The sequence below is a fragment of the Streptomyces sp. NRRL WC-3742 genome, assembly GCF_000720635.1.
In the GTDB taxonomy this organism is placed as follows: domain Bacteria; phylum Actinomycetota; class Actinomycetes; order Streptomycetales; family Streptomycetaceae; genus Kitasatospora.
The window spans coordinates 65,318-88,152 of record NZ_JOCF01000009.1 but is presented as its reverse complement, the minus strand read 5'-3'; the positions used below and the strand labels follow the sequence as shown (position 1 = coordinate 88,152).

Sequence of the window (22,835 nt, the reverse complement as noted above, 5' to 3'; positions counted from 1 at the left end):
CCCGTCAGCGGGGCCTTGTAGCGATCATGTAGTTGGCCGAGAACCGGTAGAAGTCCGGCTGGGCCTCGGTCATGGGGTCGGTGGTCATGAACGGCCCCGTGGCCTCGCGGAAGTGCGAGAGGTAGCCCTCGGCGTTGCCGAACTGCTCGAAGGTCAGGCGCACCAGCCCGGCGCGGGCCCGGCGGGCGAGCAGCGAGGCGTCCGCCCGGGTGGTGGCGTAGGTCTGGACGGTGAACATGCCCTCGTCCACGTACCGCTTGTCCTTCATCACCCCGCCCACCCGGCGGGCGATCACCAGGCCGCCGGCCGCTCGCAGCGCGGGCTGCCAGTCGGTGGGCAGGTAGACCGCGCACCGGATGCCCGGCAGGGCGGCGCGCAGGGCGTCCAGGACGATGCGCTCGGAGTCGGGCATCAGGTACGGCTCGCCGCTCACCACAGGGCGGCCTCCATCGCGTGGATGCCGTCCACCTCGCGGTGGGCGCGGTGGTTGAAGCCGCCCCAGTTCTTGTGAGCCGCCAAGGGGTCCTCGTTGACGATGGCGTAGCCCTTGGCGTGCCGCTTGATCTTCAGTCCGGCGATGAACTGGCCGGTGTCGATGTGCAGCGCGGCCTTCGCGGTGACGCGGGCCTTGCGCTCCTCGGCCTCCAGCTTGAGGGCGCCCATCACGCCGGGAAGGGCGGCGATCACGGCGTCCAGGTCAGGACGGGTCTCCGCCACTTTGGCCACCGCCCTCCACGATCACGGTCACGAACCTCATCCGGTCGGAAGCGCCGTGGTGGGCGCGGGGCGGGTCGACCACGGCCCAGCGGGTGCCGGGGTCGCCCTCGTCCTCGAACGTGACGGCGGACCACTTGTCGATCACCGCGTCCGCAGGGAACACGATCTTGCGGCGGATCGGCGGGGACCAGCCGACCTGCGCGCCGACCGGGGCCCGCCAGCCTGCGGCGTCGCCAACCGGCTGGACCCACGCCGCGTAGGTGGCGCTCGGCCCGGGTGCCGGCCGACGGTCGCCGTAGCCGTCATCGACGTAGCGGACCGTGTGGACGCTCACGCGGGTGCGCCCGCGCTCCAGCAGGCTCACACCAGCCCCCAGGAGTCCTCGGGGTCCGGGAACGGGTATCCGGTGCGCAGCCCGCGCGAGACGGCAGAGCGACGGCCCTGGACGGACTTGAGGCCACCGCGGCCTGCCACCCGCTCGATCAGGGCCTGCTCGCCCCGGGTGAGGGCAAGGCCCATCGGGGAGCCGTCCGGCATCCGGTAGGAGACCTCTCCGGCCTGCTCCTGCACGTACCCCTCGGGGTTGCGGAAGCGGCGGTCCGCCACGGCCAGAGCCAGCGAGCGGATCACGGCCGGGTGGCGCTGCGGGGTCCAGGCGGGGTGGCCCTGCGCGGCGATCACCCAGAAGGCGTCTTCGAGCGCGGCGTTGGCTCGCTCCCAGTCCGGGGTGCCGGTGGGGGGAGCGGGCTTGCCCAGGCGTTTGAAGAGGTCGGCGACGTCCAGCGCCACGCTCACCCCTTACTTCGTGGCGGTGGCGGTCGGCTCGCCGGTGAAGGTGACGCGGATGCCCCGGACCTTGACCAGGTTCTTCGGGTCCTGCCAGTTGGTCTCGTTCTTCTTCAGGTCGGTGACCAGGGTCGCGCCCCAGTACGAGCTGAGGAACGAGCGCTCCATGGCCGCGCCGCTGTTGTAGTCCTTGATCCAGCGCAGCGCGAAGCCGTCGGCCGTCTGCCGGCCGCCCTTGGCGGACTCCGGGACCGACGGCGCGCCCGAGACGAGCTGGATCGCGGAGCGGTGGAAGGCGTAGACGCCGAGTGGGGCGAGGACGTCGTTCGTGGACTCCACGATGTCGAAGCCGTACAGGTTGCCGATGGTCGCCTGGCGCAGGGCCGCGCCGTTGTTGGCGGACTCGTTGGCCTTGGTGATGTTCGGGTCGTTCAGCAGGTAGTACGCGGCCTCGGAGCCGACCACGGCGGTGCGGCCCTCGGCGGGGATGTTCTCCTTGTTGAGCTGCACGCGCAGGCGCGCCAGGCTCTTGCGGATCATCTGGCCGGCCTGCTCGTCGCTGGTGGCCTTGGTCAGGTCCACCGGGATCTTCGCGGTGGCGGCGACGTCGGGGAACTCGTTCATCGCGCTGGCGACCTTGTCCTCAAGGCGCTCGGTGATGGAGTCCACCTGCGGGACCATGACCTGCTCGCCGAAGGACAGGAGGTCAAGGGACAGCTCCGCGTCGGAGAGGTCCACCGCGGAGTAGGCGTGGGTGTCGAGCTTGACCGTCAACAGACCCTCGTTCAGGTTCTCCGACTGAATCCACGTGGTCGGGTCGGCGAACTTGCGCTTGGCGTCGATCCGCTCCTCAGCGCCCTTCAGACGGGCGGGGCGGCGGATGTTGATGACCTGGCCGGTGGCGTTGACGAACTCCTCGGCGGCCCGGCGGTCGAACTTGTGGGCCAGCAGGACGGTGTCCTTCAGGTTGGCGATGGCCTGAAGGACCAGCTTGTCCGGGTTCTGGAAAGCGTTGGCACGTGCGGGGTTGAGAGAGATGGCGCTGTTCCTCGGGAAGACGGAAGGCCGCCCCGGGACAGGGCGGCCTCATGTGCGGATGGGGAAGGTCAGATACCGAAGCGGCGCAGGCGCAGCTTCTCGGCCAGGCCCTTGTACGGGTCGGGCTCGGAGTGCGGGGTCAGGCCGCCCGCGCCCAGCAGCGGCTTGGGGGCGGCGACGGCGGCCAGCTGCTCGGCATGCTCGCGGACGGCAGCCTCGTCGGAGCCCTGGACCAGGGCGGCGAGGACCGGCGGCAGGGCGTACTCGGCGGCGATCCGGTCCCGAAGGGCCTGCTCCTGGAGCTGGGCGACCTGGGCGCGCAGCTCGTCCGCCTCGACGCCGGCCTCCTGGCCGCGCTCGCGGGCGGTGTCCAGGTCGGCCTGCATCTTCTCGTACAGCGCCTTGTAGTCCGGCTCCCCCGGCTTCGGGACGATCGGCTCGCTCGAGTTTTCCTGAGCATCCGTCAGCTCAACCGGAACGGGAGCTGCGGGCGGGGTGGCCGGGTTCACCACGCCGCCGGGGATCGCCTCGGCCGGGGTCGGCGTCTCGGGCGTGAGGGTCTCGGGCACGTCTCTCCTAGGTCTTGGTGTAGTGGGTGCGCCAGTCGGCCAGCGAGCCGCCCCCGAACTCGCGCCACATCCGGGCGAACATCTCGTTCTCGGCCGGCAGGCGGTAGCGGCGGGAGAAGATCGGGACGGCCTGGCAGTGGCAGTGCGGGTGAGCGCCGAACGCGGCCGTGCGCTTGGACTTGTAGACCGCGCCTCGGGCGGCCATGAGCGCGCAGAAGTAGCAGGGCGAGCTGTCGGTCTTGCGGTAGTAGCCGATCGCCCCGGGGTCGTCCTGCAGGGCGGTGTGGATCATGGTCCGGCCGGCGTCCTGGACGAGCATCCCGCCCGCTCCGGTGCTGCCGGTCTTCAGCGAGTCCAGGAACTCGCGCTCCCAGGCGATCAGCTCCGGGTCGTCCAGTGCGGCCGAGCCCTGGCGGCCGGCGCGTTCGCGCTCGTGCTTCTCGACACGGGCGGTGACCTCCTGGCGGAACGTTTCTTCAACCCTGCGGGCTTCGCGCGCCAGGTCGGCGGCGGGGAAGGGGTTGCGGGTGTCCACGGGCAGCACCTCGCGCGGGCCGGAGCCGGTCCGCTTGCCGGTGGCCTGGTTGAAGTCGGCCCACAGGGAGCCGAGCGAGGAGTTCGGGCGGTAGCCGGGGCCGCCGATCACGCGGCCGGTCTCCAGCGCCCGGACCAGCCGGTAGAAGGCGGCCGACAGCGCGTGGGAGGCCGCCGCGGATTCGCGGATCGCCGCCGACCACTCGGCTTCCAGCTCGGTCAGCGACGCGGCGACCTGGCGGGCCTCGACGGCGGCCAGCACCTCGGCCCAGCGGGCGGCGAACTCACCGGCCAGCGCTTCCTGCGCGAGCTGGTACGCGGCCACCGCCCGCAGGATCTCGGCGGTTCTGGGAGTCCACGCCACTGCTCGCCTCCTTCTGCTGCTTCAGTGCCTCGGCCTCGGCGGCCTCCGCCTTGCGGGCGGCCTCCTCGGCGGCCTTCACCGCCTCGTCAATGTCGGCCTGGCTGAAGCCCGGCACCTTGCGCAGAGCGACGCTGAGCGGGACGCCCTGCTGCATGAGCTTGACCATCGCGTCGGCGGCCTGGGCCAGCGAGCGCGTTGCCTTCTCGGCCCACTCGACCTGGCTTTCGTCCTGCTCGATCTCGCCCCGGCCGGCCGCGACGGCGCACAGCCGGAACACCGACTCCCACGACTCGCCCAGCGAGTCCTGGAGCGTGGACAGGAACCGCTTGAACGAGGTCTCGGCTGCGGCCAGCGCGTCCGCGCTCAGGTTCACCAGGTTCGACCCGGCGAGGTAGTGCGGCGGCACGTCGGCCAGGCCCATCATCTCTTCGATGGTCTGGCGGCGGGAGGCCAGCAGATCCGAGGTGGGCATCGCCGGGAGCTGCCCGAACTTCGCGTCGCTGTTGGGCGCCATCAGGAGGGTGGACGGGTCCAGCGAGGGCACGTCGTAGACCGGTTCGCCGGTCTCCGGGTCGCGCAGCGGATCGCCGGTCTCCGGGTCCAGGCGCTCGCTCGGGGCGAGGCCGGTGGCGAAGCGGATCGCGTGGGCGCCCCAGTGCTCGGTCAGCAGCAGCGACAGCGAGTGCTGGTTGAGCCGGTCCTGCGGGGTGATCAGCGGTTCCACCAGGCCCCGGGTGCGGCCCCGAAGGTCCACCGCCGGGGAGAACCGCACCACCGGGCAGACGTTCATGCCGTGCGGCTCCGAGGTGAGCACCGCCGAGTCCGGTTCGGCGTCCAGATCGACGGTGTACTTCGCCACGTCGTCCCACAGGTACGCGAGCGTGCGGTCCTCGTCGGGCTGCTGCTCGGGCACGTGCAGCGCGTACACCGGGTGCTCGTCCCACGCCGGATCGGCGTAGACGGCAACGGTGTTGATCGCGTCGTAGGCGCGGATCACCGGCTCCTTGCGGCCCTTGCGCGGGTCCGGGGTGACGACGACGTACGCGGCCCCCGAGGTGAGGGCGGCGCGGTGGACGGCGTTCTGCCGCTCGTCCAGCCGGTTCTTCTGCCAGTACCGCCACTCGTAGGCGTTCTCACCGCTGCCCGGCTTGCGGAAGCCCTGCACCCGCAGGGCGTTCAGCGGGGCCTCCACCGCCAGGCCGGAGACGTTCACGATCGAGCGCTTCACCAGGTCCTTGAACTCGGCGTTCGCCTTGGCCGGCATCCACGGGGCGCGGTGCAGGCCACGGGCGTACCGATCGACCAGGTTGAGCCGGTCGTAATCGCGGTCGATCAGCGACTTCGCGTGGCGGGCACGCTTGATCACGACGGGGAGGGACATCAGAACCCTCCTCGGGTCTGTAGCGTTCCGGGCTGCTTCGGGGGCTTGAGCTTGCCGCTCTCGGTCAGGCGGCGGTGGGCGATCCAGGCCAGCACCATGGCGGCGTAGAGGTCCACCTTCAGCTTCGACTCGCGGCTCTCCTTGCCGAAGGAGAAGCCGTACTGGTTCGGGCGCTTGCGGGCGTTGAGGGCGTGGCGGGTGAGCGAGTAGTCCCGCACGTGCGGCAGGGCCACCGTCTCGATCGCCCCGACCAGCGCCATGTGCTCGGTGGTGATCTCGCGCTGGTTGGCGCGCATGTCGAACCCCACCGAGGACTTGCCGGACGCCTTGATCAGCAGGTGCTTGCCGTACTTCTCCGACCAGTCGGCGACGTAGGACTCCCACCCGGCGACGTCGGCGAAGAACGCCACGACGGTGTACTTCTGGAAGACGTGGCCGACCATATCGTTGACCTCCTGGCCGTCCACTTCCCAGTGCTTGCCGGCCGGGCCGTCGGGCTTCTCCCACAGCGCGAGCTTCTGGACCAGCTTGTCCCGAACGCGCATGGCCAGCAGGCCGGTTGAGTCGTCGGTCTTGCCGCCGTCGAAGGCGAGCACGATCCGCTCGCCCGGCTTGATGCCGTCGGCGGGCTCGACCGTGGCCAGGTCCCAGGTGTCGCGCTCCACCAGCGCGTCATCGTGGCTGGAGAGCTGGTTGAGGTACTTGCGGCGGGACTCGTCCTCGGACGTGGATGCGGACCAGATGTCCTTCATCACGCGGTCCGGGTTGATCCACACCGAGTCACCCCGGGCGCACAGGATCGCGGCGCGGAGCTGCTGCTCGTCGGCGAGATCGACCCCGGGCGGGGCCTCCACCGAGTCGTAGTAGATACCGGCGTCCCTGTTCACGCCGTCGCGCTGCTTCTCCCAGGCGTACCAGGTGCCTTCGGCGACCGACTCTTCGCCGATGACCGGGGCGTTGGTGATCTCCATCGTCCGCCCGCCGACCTTGGTGGCGTTGGGTCGGATGGTGGCTGCGAGGCGTGGGCCTCCGGTGGCGGCCACCCAGTGCCACGTCTCGTTGAGCAGTGAAAACGATGGGCGCCCGCCCTCCGCAGCGCGGAAGGAACTGGCCTTCGCCTCCAGGCGGCACTGCCTTCCGTCGGTGTCGGTCTGCGAGGCGTAGCAGACCTCCTGGCCGAGCTTGATCGCGTACCGGTCGACGGCGGCCTGGCTGAAGATCGTGGAGAAAGCCGACATCGTGTTGACGTTCTGGCCGGCGGCCGTCGCGAAGATCTGCACCCAGCTCTCCGCCGGTGGGCCGCCGATCGGCGAGCCGTCGGCACGGAAGCCAACCAGGCGGCACGGGCCGACGAACTCCAGCGCGCAGACCGAGGCCATGGCGGGGTCCTTGCCCCAGCCCTTGAGGCGGCGCAGGGTGCCGGACTCGTAGCGGAAGGCCCGGCCCCAGGTCTCGGGGTCGTTCGGGTCCTCGGGCACGGCGTCGTCGCGCAGCTCGTACCAGCGCGCGAGGATGCGGCACTGCTCCGGGGTGTACTTCCAGTCCGGCCGGAATGCGTGGGCGCTCCAGCGCAGCAGTTCGCCCGCGAGCGTTCTGTTGCGGTCGGGGACGGTGTCCGCGATGGTGCGGACCGGCTCGTAGGTGAGCAGCGCGCCACCTCCGAGTCCAGTAGCATCACGGGTCGGTAGCCCGCATGGCGGGGATCACCAGCACGCGAAGGCGGCCGGATGTCGGTCGGGCCTCATCCCCCGCAGTGCGGGAATCCTGGTGGGCTCCCCCAAGCGGGGAGCCCACCGCGCGGCTGATCAGCTGCTGGCTTCCCGGCGGGCGCGCTCCTCCAGCAGCCGGGCAGCGTCCACGGAGACGTGCGCACCGGCTGCGAAGGGCAAGTTCATGTCGTGGGCCCACAGTTCGCGGGCGACGGCGTGCGGGACCTCGCGGTCAAGACACGCTTCGTAGTAGACGATCGTCCGGGCGATGCGCAGGGACTCGTCTGAGGGCCCGGCGGCCCGGGTCTTGCGGCGCGCCACGGCGGCCCCCTTCTCAGACTCGGTTGCCCCAGCGGGCGGCAATGGCGTCGCGGGCGTTGTGGCCGCGCTTGGCGCCCTCGCCCTCACCGCGGATCTTGGCGAGGTAGCTGGCTGCGCTGGCCCGGTTGGTCTGGGCCTGCGCGATGCCGGGGTGGAGGACGAACATGCCGGCGCGGTTGCCGCCGGGGATCATCTGGCCCTCGCGCTTCACCACGGCGTCGAGCTGGGCGGCGCGGGCGAGCATCGGTGCGGCGATGTCGATCAGCGCGAGGTCGGTCGGCTCAAGGTCGAGTTCGGTCTCGTACAGCTCGATGAGCGCGGTGCGGATCATCGTCGGGTTCTTCTCGGTCGGATCGACGTTCAACGGACCTCCCCGGGGTGCGGTCGGCGGGTTCGGGCTGGCTGCCAGCGCTGGGCGGCGGCCCGTCGGCGGGCTCGGCCGGCGTCGGCCGCGTCCTTGCGAAGGACGTGCCAGTCGCATAGGGCTCGGAGGTTGGCGGGGTCGTCGGAGCCGCCTTCGGAGGCCGGGACGATGTGGTCGCAGTGGCGGGCGGGTTCGCCGCACAGCTCGCCCGTGTCGTAGCGGACGTGCTGGCAGCGCCAGGCGTCGCGGTTCATCACCGCCCGGCGAAGGCGGGCCCAGTGCGGGGGAAGTGGGACTGTCCGGCGCGAACTCGCCGACACGGCAGCCTCCTTGAACGCTGGGCCCCGCCAGGTGCTCGACCACGACCGGGGAGAGAGGGCCAGTCGGGGAGCGTTGCCCTGGCGGGGCGATCGGGAGGCCGGCCGGGGTGCCGCAGCAACGGGTGCGCGCACGCGCGCGAGCCGCCTCCACATGTATTTAGGCCGCCCGGTTAACACCGCCGACACCCGCGGCCTCACCCTCCGCAATCAGTGCGTGGCGATGAGTGCATATCTGCTGGTCACGTTGCGTTATTGATCCGGAAGAAGGGGTCGGCCGGCGTTCGTATCGGATCTCGGCTGCTATGACGCTCCGGGCAATAAAGGAACGCGCGCGGGAGGCACCCCCCGGGCACCCCGCGACGCGCGCCAAACGGCCGCGACCGAGCCCGCCAAACCCCTTGTGCAGCAAGCGCTTTCGCGCTGCTTCGCGTACGCGCGCGTCTTCCGATCTCGCGAGATTGAGCGCCCAATCAGCATGTGATGGGCATCACGCAAAATGCGTTTGACTCGGGCGCATCTCGACCCGCAGTGTTGGTCCTGCAAGCGACGGACCGACCGAAACGAGATCACGATGCGTAACCACGTCACCCCCGCCGCCCTGGGGCTGGCCATGCTGCTCGCTGGGTCGCCCTGGCAGACCCACAACTGGGGCGGGGGGCTCGCGGCGGCCCTGCTGACCGGCCTTCTCGCCCACGGAGTCCGGCAGGTGCCCGCCCTGGTCAAGCGGGCCGTACAGGGCCCGGCGCAGGCCGACGAACCGGAACCCGTGGCCGACGCTCCCGCCCCGGTCAACGCCTACGACCGCGACCGCGCCGAGATCCCCACCCGCCGCCGCAACCGCCGCCGCTGACCGCCCCACCTCACTCCCGGAGACACCCCGATGCGAATCCGCGTCGCCCTGGCCGCGCTCACCCTGTCCGCCGCAACCGCGTTCGGCGGGTGGCTGGTCGGCCACACGACCGCTCAACCGGCCACGCCCGAATCTGTCCAGGTCCAAGCGTTCAACGACGGGTGGACCGACGGCATGGCCGACGCCTGCGACCAGGGCAGCGCCTACGCCTGTAAGTGGCTCACCACCACCCGCTGACCACCTCCCGCACCACTGCAAGGAACGCACCATGAACGCCATGCTCGCCCCCGAACTCGCCGACGCCGTAGACAAGTTCGGCGCGCGGTACGACACCGCACAGAACCTCATCAGCGAGTGCGCCGCCCACGACTGGGCCCGGATAGCCCTAGTGATGGACGTCTCGGGGTTCCTGGAGGACGGGGACCACTGGTACGCCACCGAGGCGGAACAGGTGCTCGCAGCGTCCAACTACGAAGCGGCTAAGCGGATGTTCACGGAGGAGTGCGGGCCGATCGGCGGCGCGTGGGACGACACGGGGTGGCTCATGTACGACGCGGACAACCCGAGCGCCGTGGCGGTGGCCGAGCGCATCACGGGCGCGCTGCACGGATACCCGATCTTGGACGAGGAAGACCACAGCGAGCGCGAGCACGCCGCCATGATCGAAGAGATCGAAGGCTCACCCCTCACCCTGCCGGACGGGGTCGGCGGTGAGGACGTGCTGAGCGCGCTCGACTTCCCCCAACTCGGCTGCATCACGATGGACATGGTGGAAGAGGCCCTGTCCGGCATGGGGTACGTGGCCTGCTCCGACTGTGAGGAGTGGTTGACCCCGATGGACTCCCGGCGCGGTGAGCCGCTGTGCCGTGAATGCGCACTCGAAGAGTCGCGCCCGGTTGAGACGTCGGTGGTCCCGATCCCCGGCGGGCAGCCGTGGCAGGCCCGGACCGTGTACGAGCACGGCGAACCGCTGACGGCCGTCCTGACGCCGTACCTGGACGGCTACGCCGCCAAGCAGGGGGCCGCGTACCGCGAAGACGTGCGCGCCATCGTCCGGGGCTCCGCGCAGGGCTACCGCGCCGTGTACGGCCGGGCCGCGTAGGCACCAGGCCCCACCCCCCTCCAACTCCCGCACCACAGAACGGAAGCACCACCATGACCCGCGCCGACATGATCCGCCTGTCCGGCTACTGGCCCAACCTGGCCAAGCTCGGCATGGACCACCCGGACGACGTGCACGCGATGTTCGACGCCTTCCGCGACATGCGCGCCGAAGGGGAGACCGGCCTAGACCTCCTGCTGGATGAGCTGTTCGCCGACCCACACACCGTCTGACACCAGGCCCCACCCGCCCCCTGCACCTACCCGAGAGAGACCCCACCGTGAGCCGCACCGCCGAGTACCTGACCGAGCTTGCCGAAGACGCCGGAATCGTCGCCGAGTTGGAAGCCCTCACCGACTACGCCGCGTACGTGGGCAGCGCCGAGTATGCCGTCGAGTCCTTCGAAGACGCCTACGCGGGCGAGTGGGACAGCCTGGAGGACTTCGCCCATGACCAGCTCATGGAGACGGACGACGAGTACCGCGCGGCGTTCGAGAGCTGCCGGGGATGGACTCCCCAACTCGACATGATCGCGTGGCAGTGCGACTACTTCCACACCAGCAGCGGGCACGTCTTCCGCTCCGTCTGAGCTGTGCCCCTTTGGTGAGGGCCCAGCGCCCCCGCCGGGCCCCCGCCATGGGTGCACAGACACCAGGCCCCACCCCCTCACCCCAACCGCGACCACGGAGGCACAGCCATGCCCGAGAACGCCCCCAAGCCCACCCCCGCCGAGACCGCCGAGCAGTTCGCCGCGATCGTCGCGGACCTGCCGGACCACGAAGTTGCAGCCAGCGCAGACGAGTTCGGCTGTGAAGACTGCGGCGGAGTGCTGGAAGCGGCAGCGCCCCTGTGGTTCGAGGTCTACCGCCGCGCCGACGGTACCCCGGGCCTCTACGCCCACGGCGTCGGCGTTGAAGCAGCCACCGTCAGTTGCAAGGACTGCGGCCGGGACGCCGGGGACCACCTGGACCGGCTGATCACCGACGCCATGGAGCCGTGGGACAACGCGCTCTCCGGCTTGGAGGTCTGAGCCGCCTCGGTGGCGGCCGGACTCTCCGGCCCCTGCCGTGGCCGCTCTGGCACCAGGCCCCACCCCCTCACCCCGAACGCAAGGAACAGCGCCATGCCCACCATCACCTACGCCCTTGACCTGTTGGAGCCCGCCGGAGACTGGGCCGGGTTCATGAGGTCCGGCCGCAACACCGTTCACCCCGCCGCACGCGGTGCCGCGTGGGACGTCCTGGAGGAACTGGAGGGCACCGGCCGCGCCGCCGTGGTCTACACCCTGGCCCGGGACCTCACCACCACCCCCTACGCCCTGGTTGCGTGGCAGGACGGCGAACCGGTCGCGCTGGTGACCGACACGGCCAACGGCGGGGCGTACGTGGTCGCGTGGGAGGACACGGACAACGGCCGCCGGTACTGCCGGAGCTACCCGCACCCCCGCGACGCCATGGGAGCCGTTGACTCCGCCCGGAGCTACGTCAACGTCCGGTTGGTCGGCTACAGCCCGAACCTGGACGAGCTGGAGTGGCGGCGGTGACCGCCCCCGCGCCCGCTGACACCAGGCCCCACCCCTACCCCCACGCAAGGAACAGCGTCATGTCCGCCGCACATCTCCAGACCCTCGTTGACCGCGTCCGCCGCCACGAACGCGACTGGGAAGCCACCTTCCGCGAGAACATCCCGACGTACGACCCCGACCACCCCGACCAGCCCGCCGAAGACCGCTACATGGGCGACTACGACGAGATGGACGACTCCCGGGCGTACGACAGCCGGGACCTGCTGCTCGACCTCACCGCCGAACTCGAAGCGCTGATCCGCGAAATGGAGGGCCGCCGGTGATCAGCGCCCAGGACTTCGCGCTTCTCTCGCACTGGTCGTTCTGCGACCGGATCGGGGCCGACGTCGCCGACCCCGACGGCACCGAGACGGCCCGGCTCGCAGCGGCCGGATACCTCACCTCCGGGGCCCTGGCCGGGTACTGGCGCGTCACCCGGGCCGGACAAGCCGCCCGCGCCGAGTACACCAGGGCCCACCCCGTCGGGCGGCGCGTCGGCGGCATCCCGCTCGGTGACCGCCTCCGGCTCGACTGAGCCGCCCCGCCCGGGGGGACACCAGGCCCCACCCCGGGCGGCTGGCACCAGGCCACCCCCTCCCCAGAGAACAGAGCACTGATGAACACCCGCGACCAGTACGACGCACTTGCGGCCCAGCTCCGCGAGCACGCCAGCACTCACGGCGTGAAGGCGTACGCCACCGCCGACGATTCGCCGTCCACCCCGCCGGACACCCTGGCCCAGCGGCTCGCGCGCCACGCCACCCACCACGGCGCGACCCTGACCCCCGGCCCCGGCGGAGCCGTCACCGTCGAATGGCCTCGCCCCGGCCGCGTGGTGCGGGTGGTGTGGTTGCCGGTCGTCCAAGCCGCGTGGGTCAGTGACCCTGACGACCTGCCCGAGTGGACCCCGGACAGCCGGGCCTACGGCAAGGGGGCCGAAGACGCGAGCCGGATGCGCGGCTGGCGGCTCAGCCGGGACGGCTACCGGGCCTGGGCCGAAGCGGTCGACCTGAGCGGCGACGACGGCGAGTGGTTCGCCTACGAGACCGGCCACACCGACTGGTGGATCTCCTACGAGGGCCGCTGACACCAGGCCCCACCCCCGGCCGGCCGAAGGGCGGCCCTTCGGCCGGCACCCGCCCCGACTCGCGCCACCCGCAGGAGACCGCAGTGCCCCGCTACACCGTCCGCATCGACTTCACCGAGACCTACGAGTACGAGGTCGAAGCCGACACGCCCGACCAGGCCGAGGCCGAAGCGCTGGACATCTTCGACAGCGACGCCCGCGAAGACGGCTACAGCCACGGCCACGAGCCGGAAGTCCGCGACGCCGAGCTGGTCACCGCGCACGCCCTCGCCGCGTGACCACCCGCCGCTGACACCAGGCCCCACCCCCGCCCAGCACCGCCCGCAGGAGACACCAGTGCCCACCCCCGCCGCCCTGACCACCACGCTCCGACTGCCCGGCGAGGACGGACACGAGACCGTCACCGTCACCACCCCAGCCGGTCGCGGCGCTCAGAACAAGCACACCAAGGCCGTACAGACCGCGCTGGACCTGCCGACCGTCAGCAGCCCCGGCCGCGCCGTGAAGATCGGCCCCGGGCCCCGACTCGCCACCAAGCCCAGCAGCAAGCGAAGCGCGGGAGCCGGGTGGCAGCGCTGGACCGAGTCCGACGGCACCGTGCGCTACGGCGTCGTCAGCGACACCCACCCCAGCGTGCTCGACCTCGTCTGCCCGCCCGTGCGCCCGGAAGTCGTACGCGCCCGGTTCCGCGTGGTCATCCCCGCCGACGGCGGCGAGCCGTTCGCCATCGCCACAGCCCCCGGCCACCCGTGGATGCGCGACCGCGACACCGAGATGATCCCCGCGTTGCTCCAGGACTGCCTGCCCGGCCTGCTCATCCGCAGCACCGAACTCGCGGCCTGACCCGCCCCGGTGCGGCCCGGACCACCCTCCGGACCGTGCCGAGGCCCGGCCAGACCCCAGGCCCCACCCCCCGAGCACCGCGCAGGAGACACCAGTGCCCACCCCCGACTGCAAGATGACCACCCTTCGCACCGCCCTGCTGTCCCTCGCGGAAGGGCTCGCCCAGGCCCTGGGCACCGACGAGTGGACCGTCGAACCGCGCCGGATACCCGACTGGACCCCGGCCGTCGAACTGATCCGCACCGAAGACCAGGCCCGGGTGCTGATCCAACAGCACTTCCGCAGTCACGATCGCTGGCGGGTGCACGGCGTCCTCCCCGACGCCAGCACCTACTACTACCGCAACGACATCGAAGCCGGGGACATCACCGTCACCGGGGCCAAGACCCCGGCCCAGGTCGCCCAGGACGTCCAGCGGCGACTGCTGCCCGTCCTCAACGCGGCAGTAGCCGAGATGAGCCGCAGGCAGCACCAGCACCTCACCGACGTCCACGAGGTGACCACCGTGGCCCGCCGGTTGAAGGCCCTGCCGCTCACCACCGGCCAGCCGCCCGGCGAGTACAACCGGCGCAACGGCGAGGACACCACCCGCACCCTGCGCTGGAACCAGGGCCCCGGGACCTCCTGGACGTCGCCGCACGCCGAGGTCAAGGTCAGCCGCGCCCGCTTCAGCGGCATCGAGATCACGTGCTCCCACCTGACCCCCGACATGGCCGAGGCCGTGCTGCTCGCCCTGACCGCCTCGCTGCCGGCCGCCGCACCCGCGAAGGCCGCGTAGGCACCAGGCCCCGCCTCTCGCCGGCGGCCGACCACCAGCGCTGGCACCAGACCCCACCCTCGGAGACATCAATGCCCGCCACCCGCTACACACTCACCTGCCCGCAAACCCGCCCCGGGCAGCCCCCCATGGCCGTCAGCTTCATCCTGTCCCCCGACGCCAAGGGCACCTGGACCGTCGAGCGGCAGCCGTACGGAGCGTGCGGCCGGATGCTCACCGGGGACAGCCCCCGCCGCTACTTCGGAGACGAAGCCCAGGCCCGAGCGGAAGCCGCCTACCGGGGGGCTCGTCGTCCGTGAGTGCCTGCACGTCGCGCGGATGCTCGGCCTGGAACTGGAGCCCCGCGACGTCCGCTTCCGCGACGGCTGCCCGACCCTCGACGGGATGGACGCCAGCCAGTGGCTCGAAGCCGTCGGAGCGAGCTGACCGGCCCCAGCTGGCACCAGTCCCCACCCCCGCCCACCGCACCACCCGCAGGAGAACCACGCCTTGACGCCCCGCACCACCGGCCGCCGCCCCCGCGTCCTCGACCTCTTCTGCTGCGCCGGGGGCGCGGGCATGGGCTACTCGCGCGCTGGCTTCGACGTGGTCGGCGTGGACATCGTGCCCCGGCCGAACTACCCGTTCGCGTTCATCGAAGGCGACGCGCTCGACGCGATGAGGGAGCAGTGCCAGGACTTCGACCTGGTCCACGCCTCCCCGCCGTGCCAGGCCAGTTGCACCCTGACCAAGGGCACCAACAAGGGCCGCCGCACGTACGTCGACCTGATCCCTGAGATGCGCGAGCTGTGCCGCTGGTACGGGGTGCCGTGGGTGATCGAGAACGTTCCCGGCTCCAGCATCCGACGGGACCTCAGCCTGTGCGGGGAGAGCTTCGGACTCGGGGTCATCCGCCACCGCTACTTCGAGATCGAGTGGTGGGGCAACGAGCCGAAGCAGATGCCCCACCCCAAGCACCGGGGCCCCGTCCGGGGGATACGCCACGGAGTCTGGCGGGACGGCCCGTACATAGCCGCCTACGGCAAGGGCGGGGGCAAAGGGACCGTCACCGAGATGCAGGCCGCCATGGGCATTCACTGGACCGACGTGCACGAGGAACTGACCGAGGCGATTCCGCCGGCCTACACCGAGTACATCGGCCAAGCCTTCATGGCCGAGTGGGGCGCGGCCCTCCGGGGCGAGCCCGACACCATGCCCATCCCCGAGATCATGCGCCCCTACCTCACCCACGACGACGCCGGCCGCCTGCGCTACATCCCCGCCGCCTGAAGCACGCCCTGGCACCAGGCCCCACCCCGGCCGTGTCGAAGTGCCGAGTGCCGGAACCCGAATCGGGTTGAACCCACCATCAGAGCCTATGTCTCTATGTTTTTTATAAATGTCAATAAAAAAGACATTATGACATAGGCCCCTACGCCGAGTAACCAGCCCACTCACCCTGAGCAACCACTCCCGCACCACCCACAGGAGAGACACCAGTGCCCACCACCCCCGACCGCGCCCTGTGGGTACCCTGCGCCGGGACCGTCCTGGAGTGGGGGCTGCGCAACCCCTGCCCCGTCGCGGTCAGCGCCCACACCCACCCCCGGGGCCGCTGGTGGACCGTCTGGTGCCTCACCTGCGGCGACCCCTACACCGGGTACCCCGCCGAGATCGGCGACCGCCACCACCACGAGGACGACGCCCAGCACGCCGCCCGCCTCCACGCCGACGACCACGAAGGCGAGATCCGCCGCTTCCTCGCCTCCGCGCGCCACGCCGAGACCCGCGAGAAGTCCGGGTGGACCACCCGCCTCTACACCCTCGTCGCAGCGGCCAGCGGCGAGGACCCCGACGCCGTGGTGTGGCGCGCCGGCACCGGCTACCGCTTCATCCCCGCCGGGGCCCGCTTCGGGGCCAAGGGCCGCCGCATGCGCCGCAAGGTGGTGGAACTGGCCATCGCCGCCGGGTTCCTCTTGGAACAGGCGGACGGCGACGTCGTTGCCACCGCCGACGGCCGCGCCATGCTCGCCATCTGGTGGCACCACCGCGCCGACCTCGCCGAGCCCTGGCCCGCCCGCCACGAGCCCGAAGCCCTGCCCCCGCTGCCCGGCGGCCAGGAGGCCGCCCGCCGCCGCGAGGCTGCCCGCCAGCGCGCCGTCGAGCTGGAACGCCAGGCTACCCAGAGTCGGACCGAGTTCCTGCGCCGCCGCGAGGAGGCCGAGCAGCGGCACCAGGCCGAGCTGGCGGCCAAGCGGCAGCGCCTCGCGGACGAGCAGGCCGAGCGCGAGCGTGCCGAGCGGGTCCGCGCTGGGGCAGACATCGACCTCACGTGGTCCGCGGTGGGTGCCGGCCGCTGGACCGTCACCGGCTCCGGCCACGACCGCCACCTCGAAGTCACCCTCAACACCACCGACTTCGCGGCCGACATGTACGAGATCCGGGAGAACGGACACTTCATCTCCCGCCACCCGTACCGCCACCAGGCCGACGCCGCCGTGAGGCAGATGCTCGCGGACGGAGTCGAGATCGGCGAACGGAAACCAGAGCCCATCCCGGCCCCGCACACCGCCACGCCCGCCTCCCACCGCTGCGCCACGAGCCCCGCCGGCCGATGGCACCAGGCCCCACCCCGACCCACCAGCCTGAGAGCTCAGGGCTGGGGCACTGCGCTCAGGATTGCGCCTGCTCGATCACTTCGAAGATGTCTGCATCGGTCTCCTGCTGCCAGGTCGGCAGGTCGTCCCAGTCAGCGACGTAGCCCGGTTTCGGGTTCTCAATGTGCTTGTAGATCTGCGCGATCCAGCACGTTGCTACGAAACGGCCCTTCTGTTCGCGGGTCAGCTTGGACGTGTTACCACTGCTTACGTTGACGAAGTCGCGGACTTGGCCGAACACACTGGCGGCACACTCGCGTTCCCACTCGGGGGTCTCGTCCCACGGAGCGATGTAGCCAGCCTTTGGTGTGCCCGGGTAGTGCTTGAGCACTCCCGCGATCCACGCTTCGCGAAAGATTCGGCCGTCAGTCGACATGCGTGACTCCTTCATCAGACAGCACTTTCAAGCGCCGTGATCTGTTGGTGTAGTGCGGAAGCGCGACTATCGGCCAGGAGCGGAACGAGACGACTCTTGACGCCTTCCAGCTTTCTGCCGATATAGCCCGAACCAGTCTGATCTGCCAGAGCCAGAGCGGCGCGGGTGTAGTGACCTGCTTGATCGAGATCACGACGCTCGGCACCGAGGGCTGCCAACTCCGCAAGCACCGCTCCCCGACGGCGAGTCGAGAGCTGCTGCGAGAGTGCAGCGGTTAGTGCCTCCTCCGCCAGATCAGGACGGCCGAGTGCGAGGTAGCAGGTTCCACGTTCCTCTGCGAGGCGGGAGCCGTCGAAACGGAGCCATCCGCCGTTGTGAGGCTTACCAGAGAGATCGTGGACCTGCTCTGCGGTGTCGAGCGCATGCTTGGTCGCATCAAGGTCACCAAGACCTGCGTGTACCTCTGCCTGAACGGCAGCCACCCAGTGCCTAGTCGAGAGCTGACGGTCACCCCGCTCGGCGACCTGAGAAGCCGCTGCCAGGATCGGAGCCGCCACGGAGAGACGCCGCTCGTAGAGTTCCACGAAGGCATGCCGCGTCAGTGCGCAAGCCCACATGTCGAAAGCGCCGGCTTCCTTGCTAGCGCTGGCAGCCAGGGTGTAGCAATGTGCCGCGTCGGTGTACCGATTGGCGTCGAAGAAGATCTCGCCGGCAAGCTGATATAGGTCTCCAACTAGCATACAGAGCTGCCGGCGAGAGGCATCGCTCTGTCCTTCTCCTAGCCCCTTGGCCAGGAGCCCGAGTTGGTGTCGGACCATCGGGTAGACAGCCTGTTTGGAGTCCGAGAGGCCGAAAACCCTCCAGAGATGCGAGTTCAATTCCGGCCCGGTTTCCGCCAGTCCCACAGCTACCCCGCAGCGTGTCGAGGGCGAGCCGGTACCAGGTAGGGCGATGAGCGCCCCAGTCACGGCGAGAAGGCTCAGTACATCGCGGCGCTTCATGTCGTCAGTATCACCAGGGGGTGGGGCAGCAGCGTAGACCACCGAACGGTCAGGGAGATTCACCTCTGGTGCGAGGAGGTCCGCCAGCTCTTCAGGGGTGACCCTGAGGAGCTTCGCCATCTTGGGGTGCACGTACCCCTGGGGGTCGGTCGTACCGGCCTCCCAACGGGTGACTGTGGAGACCGCCACTCCCAGCTCAGTGGCGAACGACTCCTGACTGTAGCCCAGCGCCTTACGACGCTCCGCGAAGCGTGTCCTTCTCGGAGCCACGGGCTGCCTCCGCTCGGATCGAGGCCCCAGGTCAGGCCGGACAGTGCGTTGATTATGCCTGACATGTGCTCACCTTCTGCTCTGGTTTCGCCAACTCTGGGGCCGTTCACTGGAAGCAGCCACTCCGAGTGACGAAGGAGGACAGAGCGATGGCGAGACGCGCCCCGAAACGTGAGTACCGCGAGGTCGCGGCCGGCCCGAGCAAGTACGAGCTGCTCCGGCTGCCCCCCGGCTGGAGCCCGCTGGACGATTACCGGGCGGCCAAGGCGGCTGGGCAGGCCGCGACGGTGAGCACGCAGCTCCAGATCGACGCCGTGCGCGCCACCTGCCCCTGCCCGAACTGCACGGCCTCCCGCTCTGGCCTCTCGGCCTGAACCGCGACCAGCACCACCACATCGCACGCCCCGACCCGATGGAGAGGCGCAACTGTGAACAGTGTGATCCAGGGAGACCCGGTCCGGCACCGCACCGGCGGATGGACGGGCACCGTTGCCGAGACCCCGAGCAAGCTCGCCAACCACGTCTGGGTGAACCCGGACGGCTCCAGCGACCCCTACCCGCAGATGGTCCCGCTGGAGGACTTGGAGGCTGCGGAGTGAGCCGCCCCTCGCTGCCTGTACGAGGGAGCACCCCGCCGCCGCTACCCGTCCGCCTCCCGGCTGAGGGATTCATCGCGGACAGGCCCGATGGCTACCGCGCGGGAACCTGCTGGGTCTGTCGTCGGGACACGCTGGTGTGTGCTGGCAGTTCGCTCCAGGCCCCCGGCGACGCTCGGAGCACCTGCCACCTGATCTGTGAGGACTGCATCACCCGCGCCCGAAGCCCCCAGCGCCTCGCCGCGCTGCGGGCCGCGCTCGACAAGCGCCCGGCGTAGACCTGGCGCGGGCAACCGCGCTGCCACCACTCCCGTCCTGGCACCGGGCGTGCCGCTCTGCCGTGCCAGGACGGGGCACCACCCCTGTCAATAAGGGGCACCAATACCGTCAAGGCAGCTAGGAGGAACACCTTGTCCATACCGGAGTTCGAGTTCTCGACCGTCGCATGCCGGGACAAGAGGGTGAACAACTGCCCGCAGGTGGCCACTAATGTGGTCGGCGTAGTCGCTGTCCGAGACAGCGAGCGCCCCAACGAGGTGGTCACCATGAGCCCCGAAGGGTGGACGGACCTGATTCGCGCCGAGTCCCAGCGCCTCGGCCTCGCCTCATGAGGTAGCCCATGGATTGCCCAATTTGCAAGCACCCTATCGCTTTCGATCCGGAAAGCGATCTTGGCTATTGCTTTCAATGCGGGCAATGGGTGAATTCGGCCGGCCCCGCCCCTTGTGAGGGGGTGCGTCCCGACCGCGCGCGGTCCTCCCGCGCCACCAACCAGCCCCGGCAGCACCATGGAGAGCCACCAGAGGAGGCCCCTGCTTCTGCACGTTAGGAGACAGGGGCTTCTGGCCTGCCATTCCACCTCTGCTTTGACACCAGAGCAGAGGATATAGCTATGCCGAAAAACTAGCGACACTGGCGGAAAAAGTTTTCCCCTGAAAGGCGAGGGAAACTCTTCAATTGATCTCCGGTGCCAGCTACATTGATTTTCGGATTCAGGGAGCCGGCGCAGATCTCCCGGGAAGTTCCTTGATGACACCACGCATTTCCGATGGCACATTCACCTGAAAGGGGAAACCTATGTCCTCGATCGACGCCCCCGCCGCCCCGGCGGCCTCCGTCGCGTCCCTGACCCGCCGCCTGGACCACTCGGTCCCGGACGGCGACTTCGTCCCGGCGGCCTCCGTCGCGTCCCTGACCCGCCGCCTGGACCACTCGGTCCCGGACGGCGACTTCGCCCCGGTGAGCACCGAGGTCTGACCTCCGGCACCGAAGTGAAGCCGTCTGGCTGACGGCACGGCGGGTCGACTCGGCAGCACCCTGGGTCGGCCCGCCATCCCCTGATCCACCCATCTGCACGTTTCGACCAAGGAGAGTCCATCGTGTCGACCACGATCGCCACCCGCGTCCCCGCCGGCTCCTTCTTCGACCTCGACCGTAAGGACCCGGCGCTGACCCGGCTCCGGGAGGAGGGTGCTAGCTTGGCCCTCCCGTTCGCACTGATGGAGACCCTGGTGAAGTCGGGTACTCCTTACGCGGATCACGCCCGGTCGCTCCGCGCCGAGTCCGTGACCGTGGCCGGCGCGCGCTTCGACTGGTTTGACGCCGAGCTTCCCAGTGGGATCGCCAACGAGATCAACCTGACGGACTACGAGATCGTCAAGCACACCGACGAGCGGCGAACGGCTCTGTCTGCGGCCCTGGACCGCTTGTCGCTGGTCCACCCCGAGGGGTTCGCCCGCGTCGCCGAGTTCGTCCGTGGGCTGCTGTGGGTCGGCCTCAAGCCCGGTGTCCGCAGCTCGTCGTTGACCAGCTCCAGCGACCCCGCACTCCCGTACGTCATCGTGTTCTCCGAGAAGGCCAGGCACCACATCCCGCCGAACACCGTCAGCCCGGAGGCGTCCGCTCTCTTCCTGGCAGAGAACCTGCTGCACGAAGCTGTCCACCAGTCGGTCAGCTTCCACGTGATCCAGAACCAGGTCTTCGCCGACGGCTACTCGTCCCAGAAGTCCCCCAAGATCGAGATCAAGTGGCGGGCCGGACAGGGCAGCGCGCGCAACCAGTTCTGGGAGGTGGACAGGGCATTCCACGCGACCTGCGTGTACAACCAGCTACTGCGGTTCCGCCAGACGGAGCTCGACCGCCACGACCTGACCGCCAACGAGCGTGACTGCATCCAGACGGCCTACGACGAGGGGCTGCCGGCCGTCCGCTACCTGACGCGCGAACTCGAACTCCTGAGTGACCAGTTCTCCCCGCACGGGGTTGAGCTGCTGGCCGACCTGCGCCACCAGACCGACCAGCTGTAGTACCCGCTGAGCAGAACCGAACGAGGGAAGGTCCAGTGCTCCAGCACCTCATCACTCAGGACGATCACCTGCGGATGGTCCCCACCGACCGGGTCGCGCTGACCGCTGCGGTCGGCGAACTTCACGAGGAACTACGCAAGTTGCCGGAGGGGACCGACCCCGCTCGCGCCCGGGTCCTGACCCGCTGGATCGGCATCGGCCAGCTGAGCCTGGGCTACTACGACGAGGCCCGGACGGTCCTGCGGCAGTCGCTCGACCTGGCTGCCGCGATCGGAAACAGCCGTGCCGTCGTCGCCACCGGGCTCAACCTCGGCGACGCACACCGCTACGCCGGGGACATGCAGGCGGCGGATGCGCTCTACCGCAGCGCGTTGGACACCGCACGGAACCAGCATCCGGAACTCGTGGACTTCGCGCTCCAGCACACCGGCAAGCACCTCCTGGAGCTTGGTGACCTCGCAGGGGCCCAGGCCCACCTGCGAGAAGCGCTGCGGCTGCGGACCGCCAAGGACGACAGCGAGCTGGTCAAGTCGACACAAGACGCGCTCGATCGGGTCGAGCTGCTGATCAGCCAAGCCAGGTCGAAGGCGGCACCCGGCCGGGTGGTGGCCGACTGGAGCAGCAAGTGGACCACGTGGCTCCAGTCGCGCAGCTCGGCCCGAGTGCCGGCCCGGTGGGCGGAGGACTTCCCCGGCCTGCGCGACGCAGTCCGAGCGCTCACCGCACATCAGCGAGTGCACCCACGCCACCTACGTCACCAGCGTGATCAGTCGCTTCCCGACGGGCTGATCGCTGCCATGGCGGAGGAGGCCGAGAAGGCAGTTGCCTCAAGCGGATACCTCCACAACGGCAAGTGGAACGCGGCTGCTGGCGAGGCGGCGGAGCACTTCGCCGGACAGATCGACCTCGCCTCTGTGGTGGCCAGGTCCACGGGCCTGGACGTCGAGCAGCCGCACACCGCCGTTTACATTGCGTACACGGAGGAAGGGCAGTTCCTCAACTTCCACCTGGACGAGCTGGGCTTCGGTGAGGCGAACCTGATCCTTTGCCTACGGCACGAGTACCCCAGCGGGGCGCCCCAGGTCAGCACGACCGTCTTCATCGCCGCCGACGGCTACCTCGAATGCGGCCTCGAAGCAGGCGACTGCGTTGTGTTCGACGGCGCGCTCACGCCGCACGGCCGGACGCCCCTCGGTGCCGGCGAGCGCGTCACCCTTATCAGCTTCGGCTTCCGAGCGCGGGATGAAGCTCTGCGCACTCCCACGAACCTCCCGTCGACCCCTCACTAGTCGGGGGCACTTAGCCAACTCGGCCCGCCTGCCC

The 22,835-nt window shown here is 70.0% G+C and carries 37 protein-coding genes; 22 read left to right on the top strand and 15 right to left on the bottom strand.

Annotated elements, in window-relative coordinates:
• Positions 1 to 4: 4 nt before the first annotated feature.
• The 12 genes from IH61_RS0107945 to IH61_RS46815 all read right to left on the bottom strand — a co-directional run bounded on the left by IH61_RS0107945 (position 5) and on the right by IH61_RS46815 (position 8,037).
• A complete protein-coding gene (locus IH61_RS0107945) occupies positions 5 to 433 on the bottom strand; it encodes a hypothetical protein (RefSeq protein WP_158844789.1) in 429 nt (142 codons plus the stop codon).
• Complete coding sequence (locus IH61_RS0107940; protein ID WP_031067047.1) at positions 430 to 717, bottom strand: DUF5403 family protein; 288 nt, start codon at positions 715 to 717, stop codon at positions 430 to 432. The genes IH61_RS0107945 and IH61_RS0107940 overlap by 4 nt, the downstream gene beginning before the upstream one ends.
• Entirely contained in the window at positions 698 to 1,051 is a 354-nt protein-coding gene (locus IH61_RS0107935; RefSeq protein ID WP_158844785.1) for a hypothetical protein, read from the bottom strand. Before IH61_RS0107935 ends, IH61_RS0107940 begins: the two co-directional genes overlap by 20 nt.
• A gap of 26 nt (positions 1,052 to 1,077) precedes the next feature.
• Complete coding sequence (locus tag IH61_RS40515) at positions 1,078 to 1,512, bottom strand: hypothetical protein (protein WP_051836507.1); 435 nt, start codon at positions 1,510 to 1,512, stop codon at positions 1,078 to 1,080.
• 3 nt (positions 1,513 to 1,515) lie between these two features.
• Complete coding sequence (locus IH61_RS0107925) at positions 1,516 to 2,493, bottom strand: P22 phage major capsid protein family protein (RefSeq protein WP_267884001.1); 978 nt, start codon at positions 2,491 to 2,493, stop codon at positions 1,516 to 1,518.
• Between the two features lie 116 nt (positions 2,494 to 2,609).
• A complete protein-coding gene (locus tag IH61_RS0107915) occupies positions 2,610 to 3,110 on the bottom strand; it encodes a hypothetical protein (RefSeq protein WP_031067035.1) in 501 nt (166 codons plus the stop codon).
• Between the two features lie 7 nt (positions 3,111 to 3,117).
• Complete coding sequence (locus IH61_RS42675; protein ID WP_158844782.1) at positions 3,118 to 3,969, bottom strand: hypothetical protein; 852 nt, start codon at positions 3,967 to 3,969, stop codon at positions 3,118 to 3,120.
• The gene (locus tag IH61_RS42670) at positions 3,929 to 5,389 is read right to left on the bottom strand and encodes a phage portal protein (RefSeq protein ID WP_031067031.1); all 1,461 of its coding nucleotides are present in this window, start codon (positions 5,387 to 5,389) and stop codon (positions 3,929 to 3,931) included. Before IH61_RS42670 ends, IH61_RS42675 begins: the two co-directional genes overlap by 41 nt.
• Positions 5,389 to 6,867, bottom strand: coding sequence for a hypothetical protein (locus IH61_RS0107900; RefSeq protein WP_051836502.1), 1,479 nt, complete (start codon positions 6,865 to 6,867; stop codon positions 5,389 to 5,391). Before IH61_RS0107900 ends, IH61_RS42670 begins: the two co-directional genes overlap by 1 nt.
• Before the next feature lie 327 nt (positions 6,868 to 7,194).
• Entirely contained in the window at positions 7,195 to 7,419 is a 225-nt protein-coding gene (locus tag IH61_RS0107895; RefSeq protein WP_031067025.1) for a hypothetical protein, read from the bottom strand.
• A gap of 13 nt (positions 7,420 to 7,432) precedes the next feature.
• The gene (locus tag IH61_RS0107890; protein WP_031067023.1) at positions 7,433 to 7,783 is read right to left on the bottom strand and encodes a hypothetical protein; all 351 of its coding nucleotides are present in this window, start codon (positions 7,781 to 7,783) and stop codon (positions 7,433 to 7,435) included.
• Positions 7,780 to 8,037 carry an HNH endonuclease gene (locus IH61_RS46815; RefSeq protein ID WP_051836500.1) on the bottom strand — a complete coding sequence of 86 codons (258 nt, stop codon included), beginning with the start codon at positions 8,035 to 8,037 and terminating at the stop codon, positions 7,780 to 7,782. Before IH61_RS46815 ends, IH61_RS0107890 begins: the two co-directional genes overlap by 4 nt.
• 637 nt (positions 8,038 to 8,674) lie before the next feature.
• Here IH61_RS46815 and IH61_RS0107880 point away from each other — a divergent pair.
• The 15 genes from IH61_RS0107880 (at position 8,675) to IH61_RS0107805 (ending at position 15,596) form a co-directional block, all read left to right on the top strand.
• Positions 8,675 to 8,953: a hypothetical protein gene (locus IH61_RS0107880; protein WP_031067018.1), complete on the top strand. Its 279-nt coding sequence runs from the start codon at positions 8,675 to 8,677 to the stop codon at positions 8,951 to 8,953.
• A 30-nt stretch (positions 8,954 to 8,983) separates the two neighbouring features.
• Positions 8,984 to 9,190 carry a hypothetical protein gene (locus tag IH61_RS0107875; protein WP_031067015.1) on the top strand — a complete coding sequence of 69 codons (207 nt, stop codon included), beginning with the start codon at positions 8,984 to 8,986 and terminating at the stop codon, positions 9,188 to 9,190.
• A 31-nt stretch (positions 9,191 to 9,221) separates the two neighbouring features.
• Positions 9,222 to 10,055, top strand: coding sequence for a hypothetical protein (locus IH61_RS0107870; RefSeq protein WP_031067011.1), 834 nt, complete (start codon positions 9,222 to 9,224; stop codon positions 10,053 to 10,055).
• A 53-nt stretch (positions 10,056 to 10,108) separates the two neighbouring features.
• Entirely contained in the window at positions 10,109 to 10,288 is a 180-nt protein-coding gene (locus tag IH61_RS0107865) for a hypothetical protein (protein ID WP_031067009.1), read from the top strand.
• A 47-nt stretch (positions 10,289 to 10,335) separates the two neighbouring features.
• The gene (locus IH61_RS0107860; RefSeq protein ID WP_031067002.1) at positions 10,336 to 10,644 is read left to right on the top strand and encodes an antirestriction protein ArdA; all 309 of its coding nucleotides are present in this window, start codon (positions 10,336 to 10,338) and stop codon (positions 10,642 to 10,644) included.
• 108 nt (positions 10,645 to 10,752) lie between these two features.
• A complete protein-coding gene (locus IH61_RS0107855) occupies positions 10,753 to 11,085 on the top strand; it encodes a hypothetical protein (protein WP_031066998.1) in 333 nt (110 codons plus the stop codon).
• Positions 11,086 to 11,178: 93 nt separating this feature from the next.
• Complete coding sequence (locus tag IH61_RS0107850) at positions 11,179 to 11,598, top strand: hypothetical protein (RefSeq protein WP_031066996.1); 420 nt, start codon at positions 11,179 to 11,181, stop codon at positions 11,596 to 11,598.
• A 59-nt stretch (positions 11,599 to 11,657) separates the two neighbouring features.
• The gene (locus IH61_RS0107845) at positions 11,658 to 11,903 is read left to right on the top strand and encodes a hypothetical protein (protein WP_031066992.1); all 246 of its coding nucleotides are present in this window, start codon (positions 11,658 to 11,660) and stop codon (positions 11,901 to 11,903) included.
• A complete protein-coding gene (locus IH61_RS0107840) occupies positions 11,900 to 12,154 on the top strand; it encodes a hypothetical protein (RefSeq protein WP_031066989.1) in 255 nt (84 codons plus the stop codon). The genes IH61_RS0107845 and IH61_RS0107840 overlap by 4 nt, the downstream gene beginning before the upstream one ends.
• Before the next feature lie 81 nt (positions 12,155 to 12,235).
• Complete coding sequence (locus IH61_RS0107835) at positions 12,236 to 12,706, top strand: hypothetical protein (RefSeq protein ID WP_031066986.1); 471 nt, start codon at positions 12,236 to 12,238, stop codon at positions 12,704 to 12,706.
• 83 nt (positions 12,707 to 12,789) lie between these two features.
• A complete protein-coding gene (locus IH61_RS0107830; RefSeq protein ID WP_031066985.1) occupies positions 12,790 to 12,984 on the top strand; it encodes a hypothetical protein in 195 nt (64 codons plus the stop codon).
• A 58-nt stretch (positions 12,985 to 13,042) separates the two neighbouring features.
• A complete protein-coding gene (locus tag IH61_RS0107825; RefSeq protein WP_031066983.1) occupies positions 13,043 to 13,549 on the top strand; it encodes a hypothetical protein in 507 nt (168 codons plus the stop codon).
• A 94-nt stretch (positions 13,550 to 13,643) separates the two neighbouring features.
• A complete protein-coding gene (locus IH61_RS0107820; protein ID WP_031066980.1) occupies positions 13,644 to 14,327 on the top strand; it encodes a hypothetical protein in 684 nt (227 codons plus the stop codon).
• A 128-nt stretch (positions 14,328 to 14,455) separates the two neighbouring features.
• On the top strand, positions 14,456 to 14,626 hold the full coding sequence (locus tag IH61_RS0107815; RefSeq protein WP_158844779.1) for a hypothetical protein: 171 nt from the start codon (positions 14,456 to 14,458) through the stop codon (positions 14,624 to 14,626).
• Positions 14,627 to 14,816: 190 nt separating this feature from the next.
• Complete coding sequence (locus IH61_RS0107805; RefSeq protein ID WP_420713859.1) at positions 14,817 to 15,596, top strand: DNA methylase; 780 nt, start codon at positions 14,817 to 14,819, stop codon at positions 15,594 to 15,596.
• Positions 15,597 to 15,760: 164 nt separating this feature from the next.
• Here IH61_RS0107805 and IH61_RS48280 read toward each other — a convergent pair whose 3' ends face one another.
• The 3 genes from IH61_RS48280 to IH61_RS44300 all read right to left on the bottom strand — a co-directional run bounded on the left by IH61_RS48280 (position 15,761) and on the right by IH61_RS44300 (position 18,610).
• A complete protein-coding gene (locus IH61_RS48280; RefSeq protein WP_078910922.1) occupies positions 15,761 to 16,873 on the bottom strand; it encodes a hypothetical protein in 1,113 nt (370 codons plus the stop codon).
• A 106-nt stretch (positions 16,874 to 16,979) separates the two neighbouring features.
• Positions 16,980 to 17,339 (bottom strand): hypothetical protein, encoded by a 360-nt coding sequence (locus IH61_RS48275; protein WP_078910921.1) that lies wholly within the window; start codon positions 17,337 to 17,339, stop codon positions 16,980 to 16,982.
• Between the two features lie 14 nt (positions 17,340 to 17,353).
• Entirely contained in the window at positions 17,354 to 18,610 is a 1,257-nt protein-coding gene (locus IH61_RS44300) for a helix-turn-helix domain-containing protein (RefSeq protein WP_031066967.1), read from the bottom strand.
• A gap of 149 nt (positions 18,611 to 18,759) precedes the next feature.
• Here IH61_RS44300 and IH61_RS0107790 point away from each other — a divergent pair, with 149 nt between their 5' ends.
• From IH61_RS0107790 to IH61_RS42665, 7 genes are all read left to right on the top strand, one after another.
• A complete protein-coding gene (locus IH61_RS0107790) occupies positions 18,760 to 18,984 on the top strand; it encodes a hypothetical protein (protein ID WP_031066963.1) in 225 nt (74 codons plus the stop codon).
• 54 nt (positions 18,985 to 19,038) lie between these two features.
• Entirely contained in the window at positions 19,039 to 19,209 is a 171-nt protein-coding gene (locus IH61_RS46810) for a hypothetical protein (protein WP_158844776.1), read from the top strand.
• A 134-nt stretch (positions 19,210 to 19,343) separates the two neighbouring features.
• A complete protein-coding gene (locus tag IH61_RS46805) occupies positions 19,344 to 19,484 on the top strand; it encodes a hypothetical protein (RefSeq protein WP_158844773.1) in 141 nt (46 codons plus the stop codon).
• Positions 19,485 to 19,616: 132 nt separating this feature from the next.
• Positions 19,617 to 19,817 (top strand): DUF397 domain-containing protein, encoded by a 201-nt coding sequence (locus IH61_RS0107780; RefSeq protein WP_031066961.1) that lies wholly within the window; start codon positions 19,617 to 19,619, stop codon positions 19,815 to 19,817.
• Between the two features lie 466 nt (positions 19,818 to 20,283).
• Positions 20,284 to 20,463: a hypothetical protein gene (locus IH61_RS0107775; RefSeq protein ID WP_031066958.1), complete on the top strand. Its 180-nt coding sequence runs from the start codon at positions 20,284 to 20,286 to the stop codon at positions 20,461 to 20,463.
• 122 nt (positions 20,464 to 20,585) lie between these two features.
• Positions 20,586 to 21,512, top strand: coding sequence for a hypothetical protein (locus IH61_RS0107770; RefSeq protein ID WP_031066956.1), 927 nt, complete (start codon positions 20,586 to 20,588; stop codon positions 21,510 to 21,512).
• Between the two features lie 35 nt (positions 21,513 to 21,547).
• Entirely contained in the window at positions 21,548 to 22,801 is a 1,254-nt protein-coding gene (locus IH61_RS42665) for a tetratricopeptide repeat protein (protein ID WP_031066954.1), read from the top strand.
• Positions 22,802 to 22,835: the final 34 nt, after the last annotated feature.

What these genes read in the sequence shown, in the direction of transcription:
- IH61_RS42670 (WP_031067031.1), bottom strand. Translation starts at nt 5,389, where the DNA reads ATGTCCCTCCCCGTCGTGATCAAGCGTGCCCGCCACGCGAAGTCGCTG.
- IH61_RS46815 (WP_051836500.1), bottom strand. Translation starts at nt 8,037, where the DNA reads ATGAACCGCGACGCCTGGCGCTGCCAGCACGTCCGCTACGACACGGGC.
- IH61_RS0107880 (WP_031067018.1), top strand. Translation starts at nt 8,675, where the DNA reads ATGCGTAACCACGTCACCCCCGCCGCCCTGGGGCTGGCCATGCTGCTC.
- IH61_RS0107875 (WP_031067015.1), top strand. Translation starts at nt 8,984, where the DNA reads ATGCGAATCCGCGTCGCCCTGGCCGCGCTCACCCTGTCCGCCGCAACC.
- IH61_RS0107870 (WP_031067011.1), top strand. Translation starts at nt 9,222, where the DNA reads ATGAACGCCATGCTCGCCCCCGAACTCGCCGACGCCGTAGACAAGTTC.
- IH61_RS0107865 (WP_031067009.1), top strand. Translation starts at nt 10,109, where the DNA reads ATGACCCGCGCCGACATGATCCGCCTGTCCGGCTACTGGCCCAACCTG.
- IH61_RS0107855 (WP_031066998.1), top strand. Translation starts at nt 10,753, where the DNA reads ATGCCCGAGAACGCCCCCAAGCCCACCCCCGCCGAGACCGCCGAGCAG.
- IH61_RS0107850 (WP_031066996.1), top strand. Translation starts at nt 11,179, where the DNA reads ATGCCCACCATCACCTACGCCCTTGACCTGTTGGAGCCCGCCGGAGAC.
- IH61_RS0107845 (WP_031066992.1), top strand. Translation starts at nt 11,658, where the DNA reads ATGTCCGCCGCACATCTCCAGACCCTCGTTGACCGCGTCCGCCGCCAC.
- IH61_RS0107835 (WP_031066986.1), top strand. Translation starts at nt 12,236, where the DNA reads ATGAACACCCGCGACCAGTACGACGCACTTGCGGCCCAGCTCCGCGAG.
- IH61_RS0107815 (WP_158844779.1), top strand. Translation starts at nt 14,456, where the DNA reads ATGGCCGTCAGCTTCATCCTGTCCCCCGACGCCAAGGGCACCTGGACC.
- IH61_RS48275 (WP_078910921.1), bottom strand. Translation starts at nt 17,339, where the DNA reads ATGTCGACTGACGGCCGAATCTTTCGCGAAGCGTGGATCGCGGGAGTG.
- IH61_RS0107790 (WP_031066963.1), top strand. Translation starts at nt 18,760, where the DNA reads ATGGCGAGACGCGCCCCGAAACGTGAGTACCGCGAGGTCGCGGCCGGC.
- IH61_RS0107775 (WP_031066958.1), top strand. Translation starts at nt 20,284, where the DNA reads ATGTCCTCGATCGACGCCCCCGCCGCCCCGGCGGCCTCCGTCGCGTCC.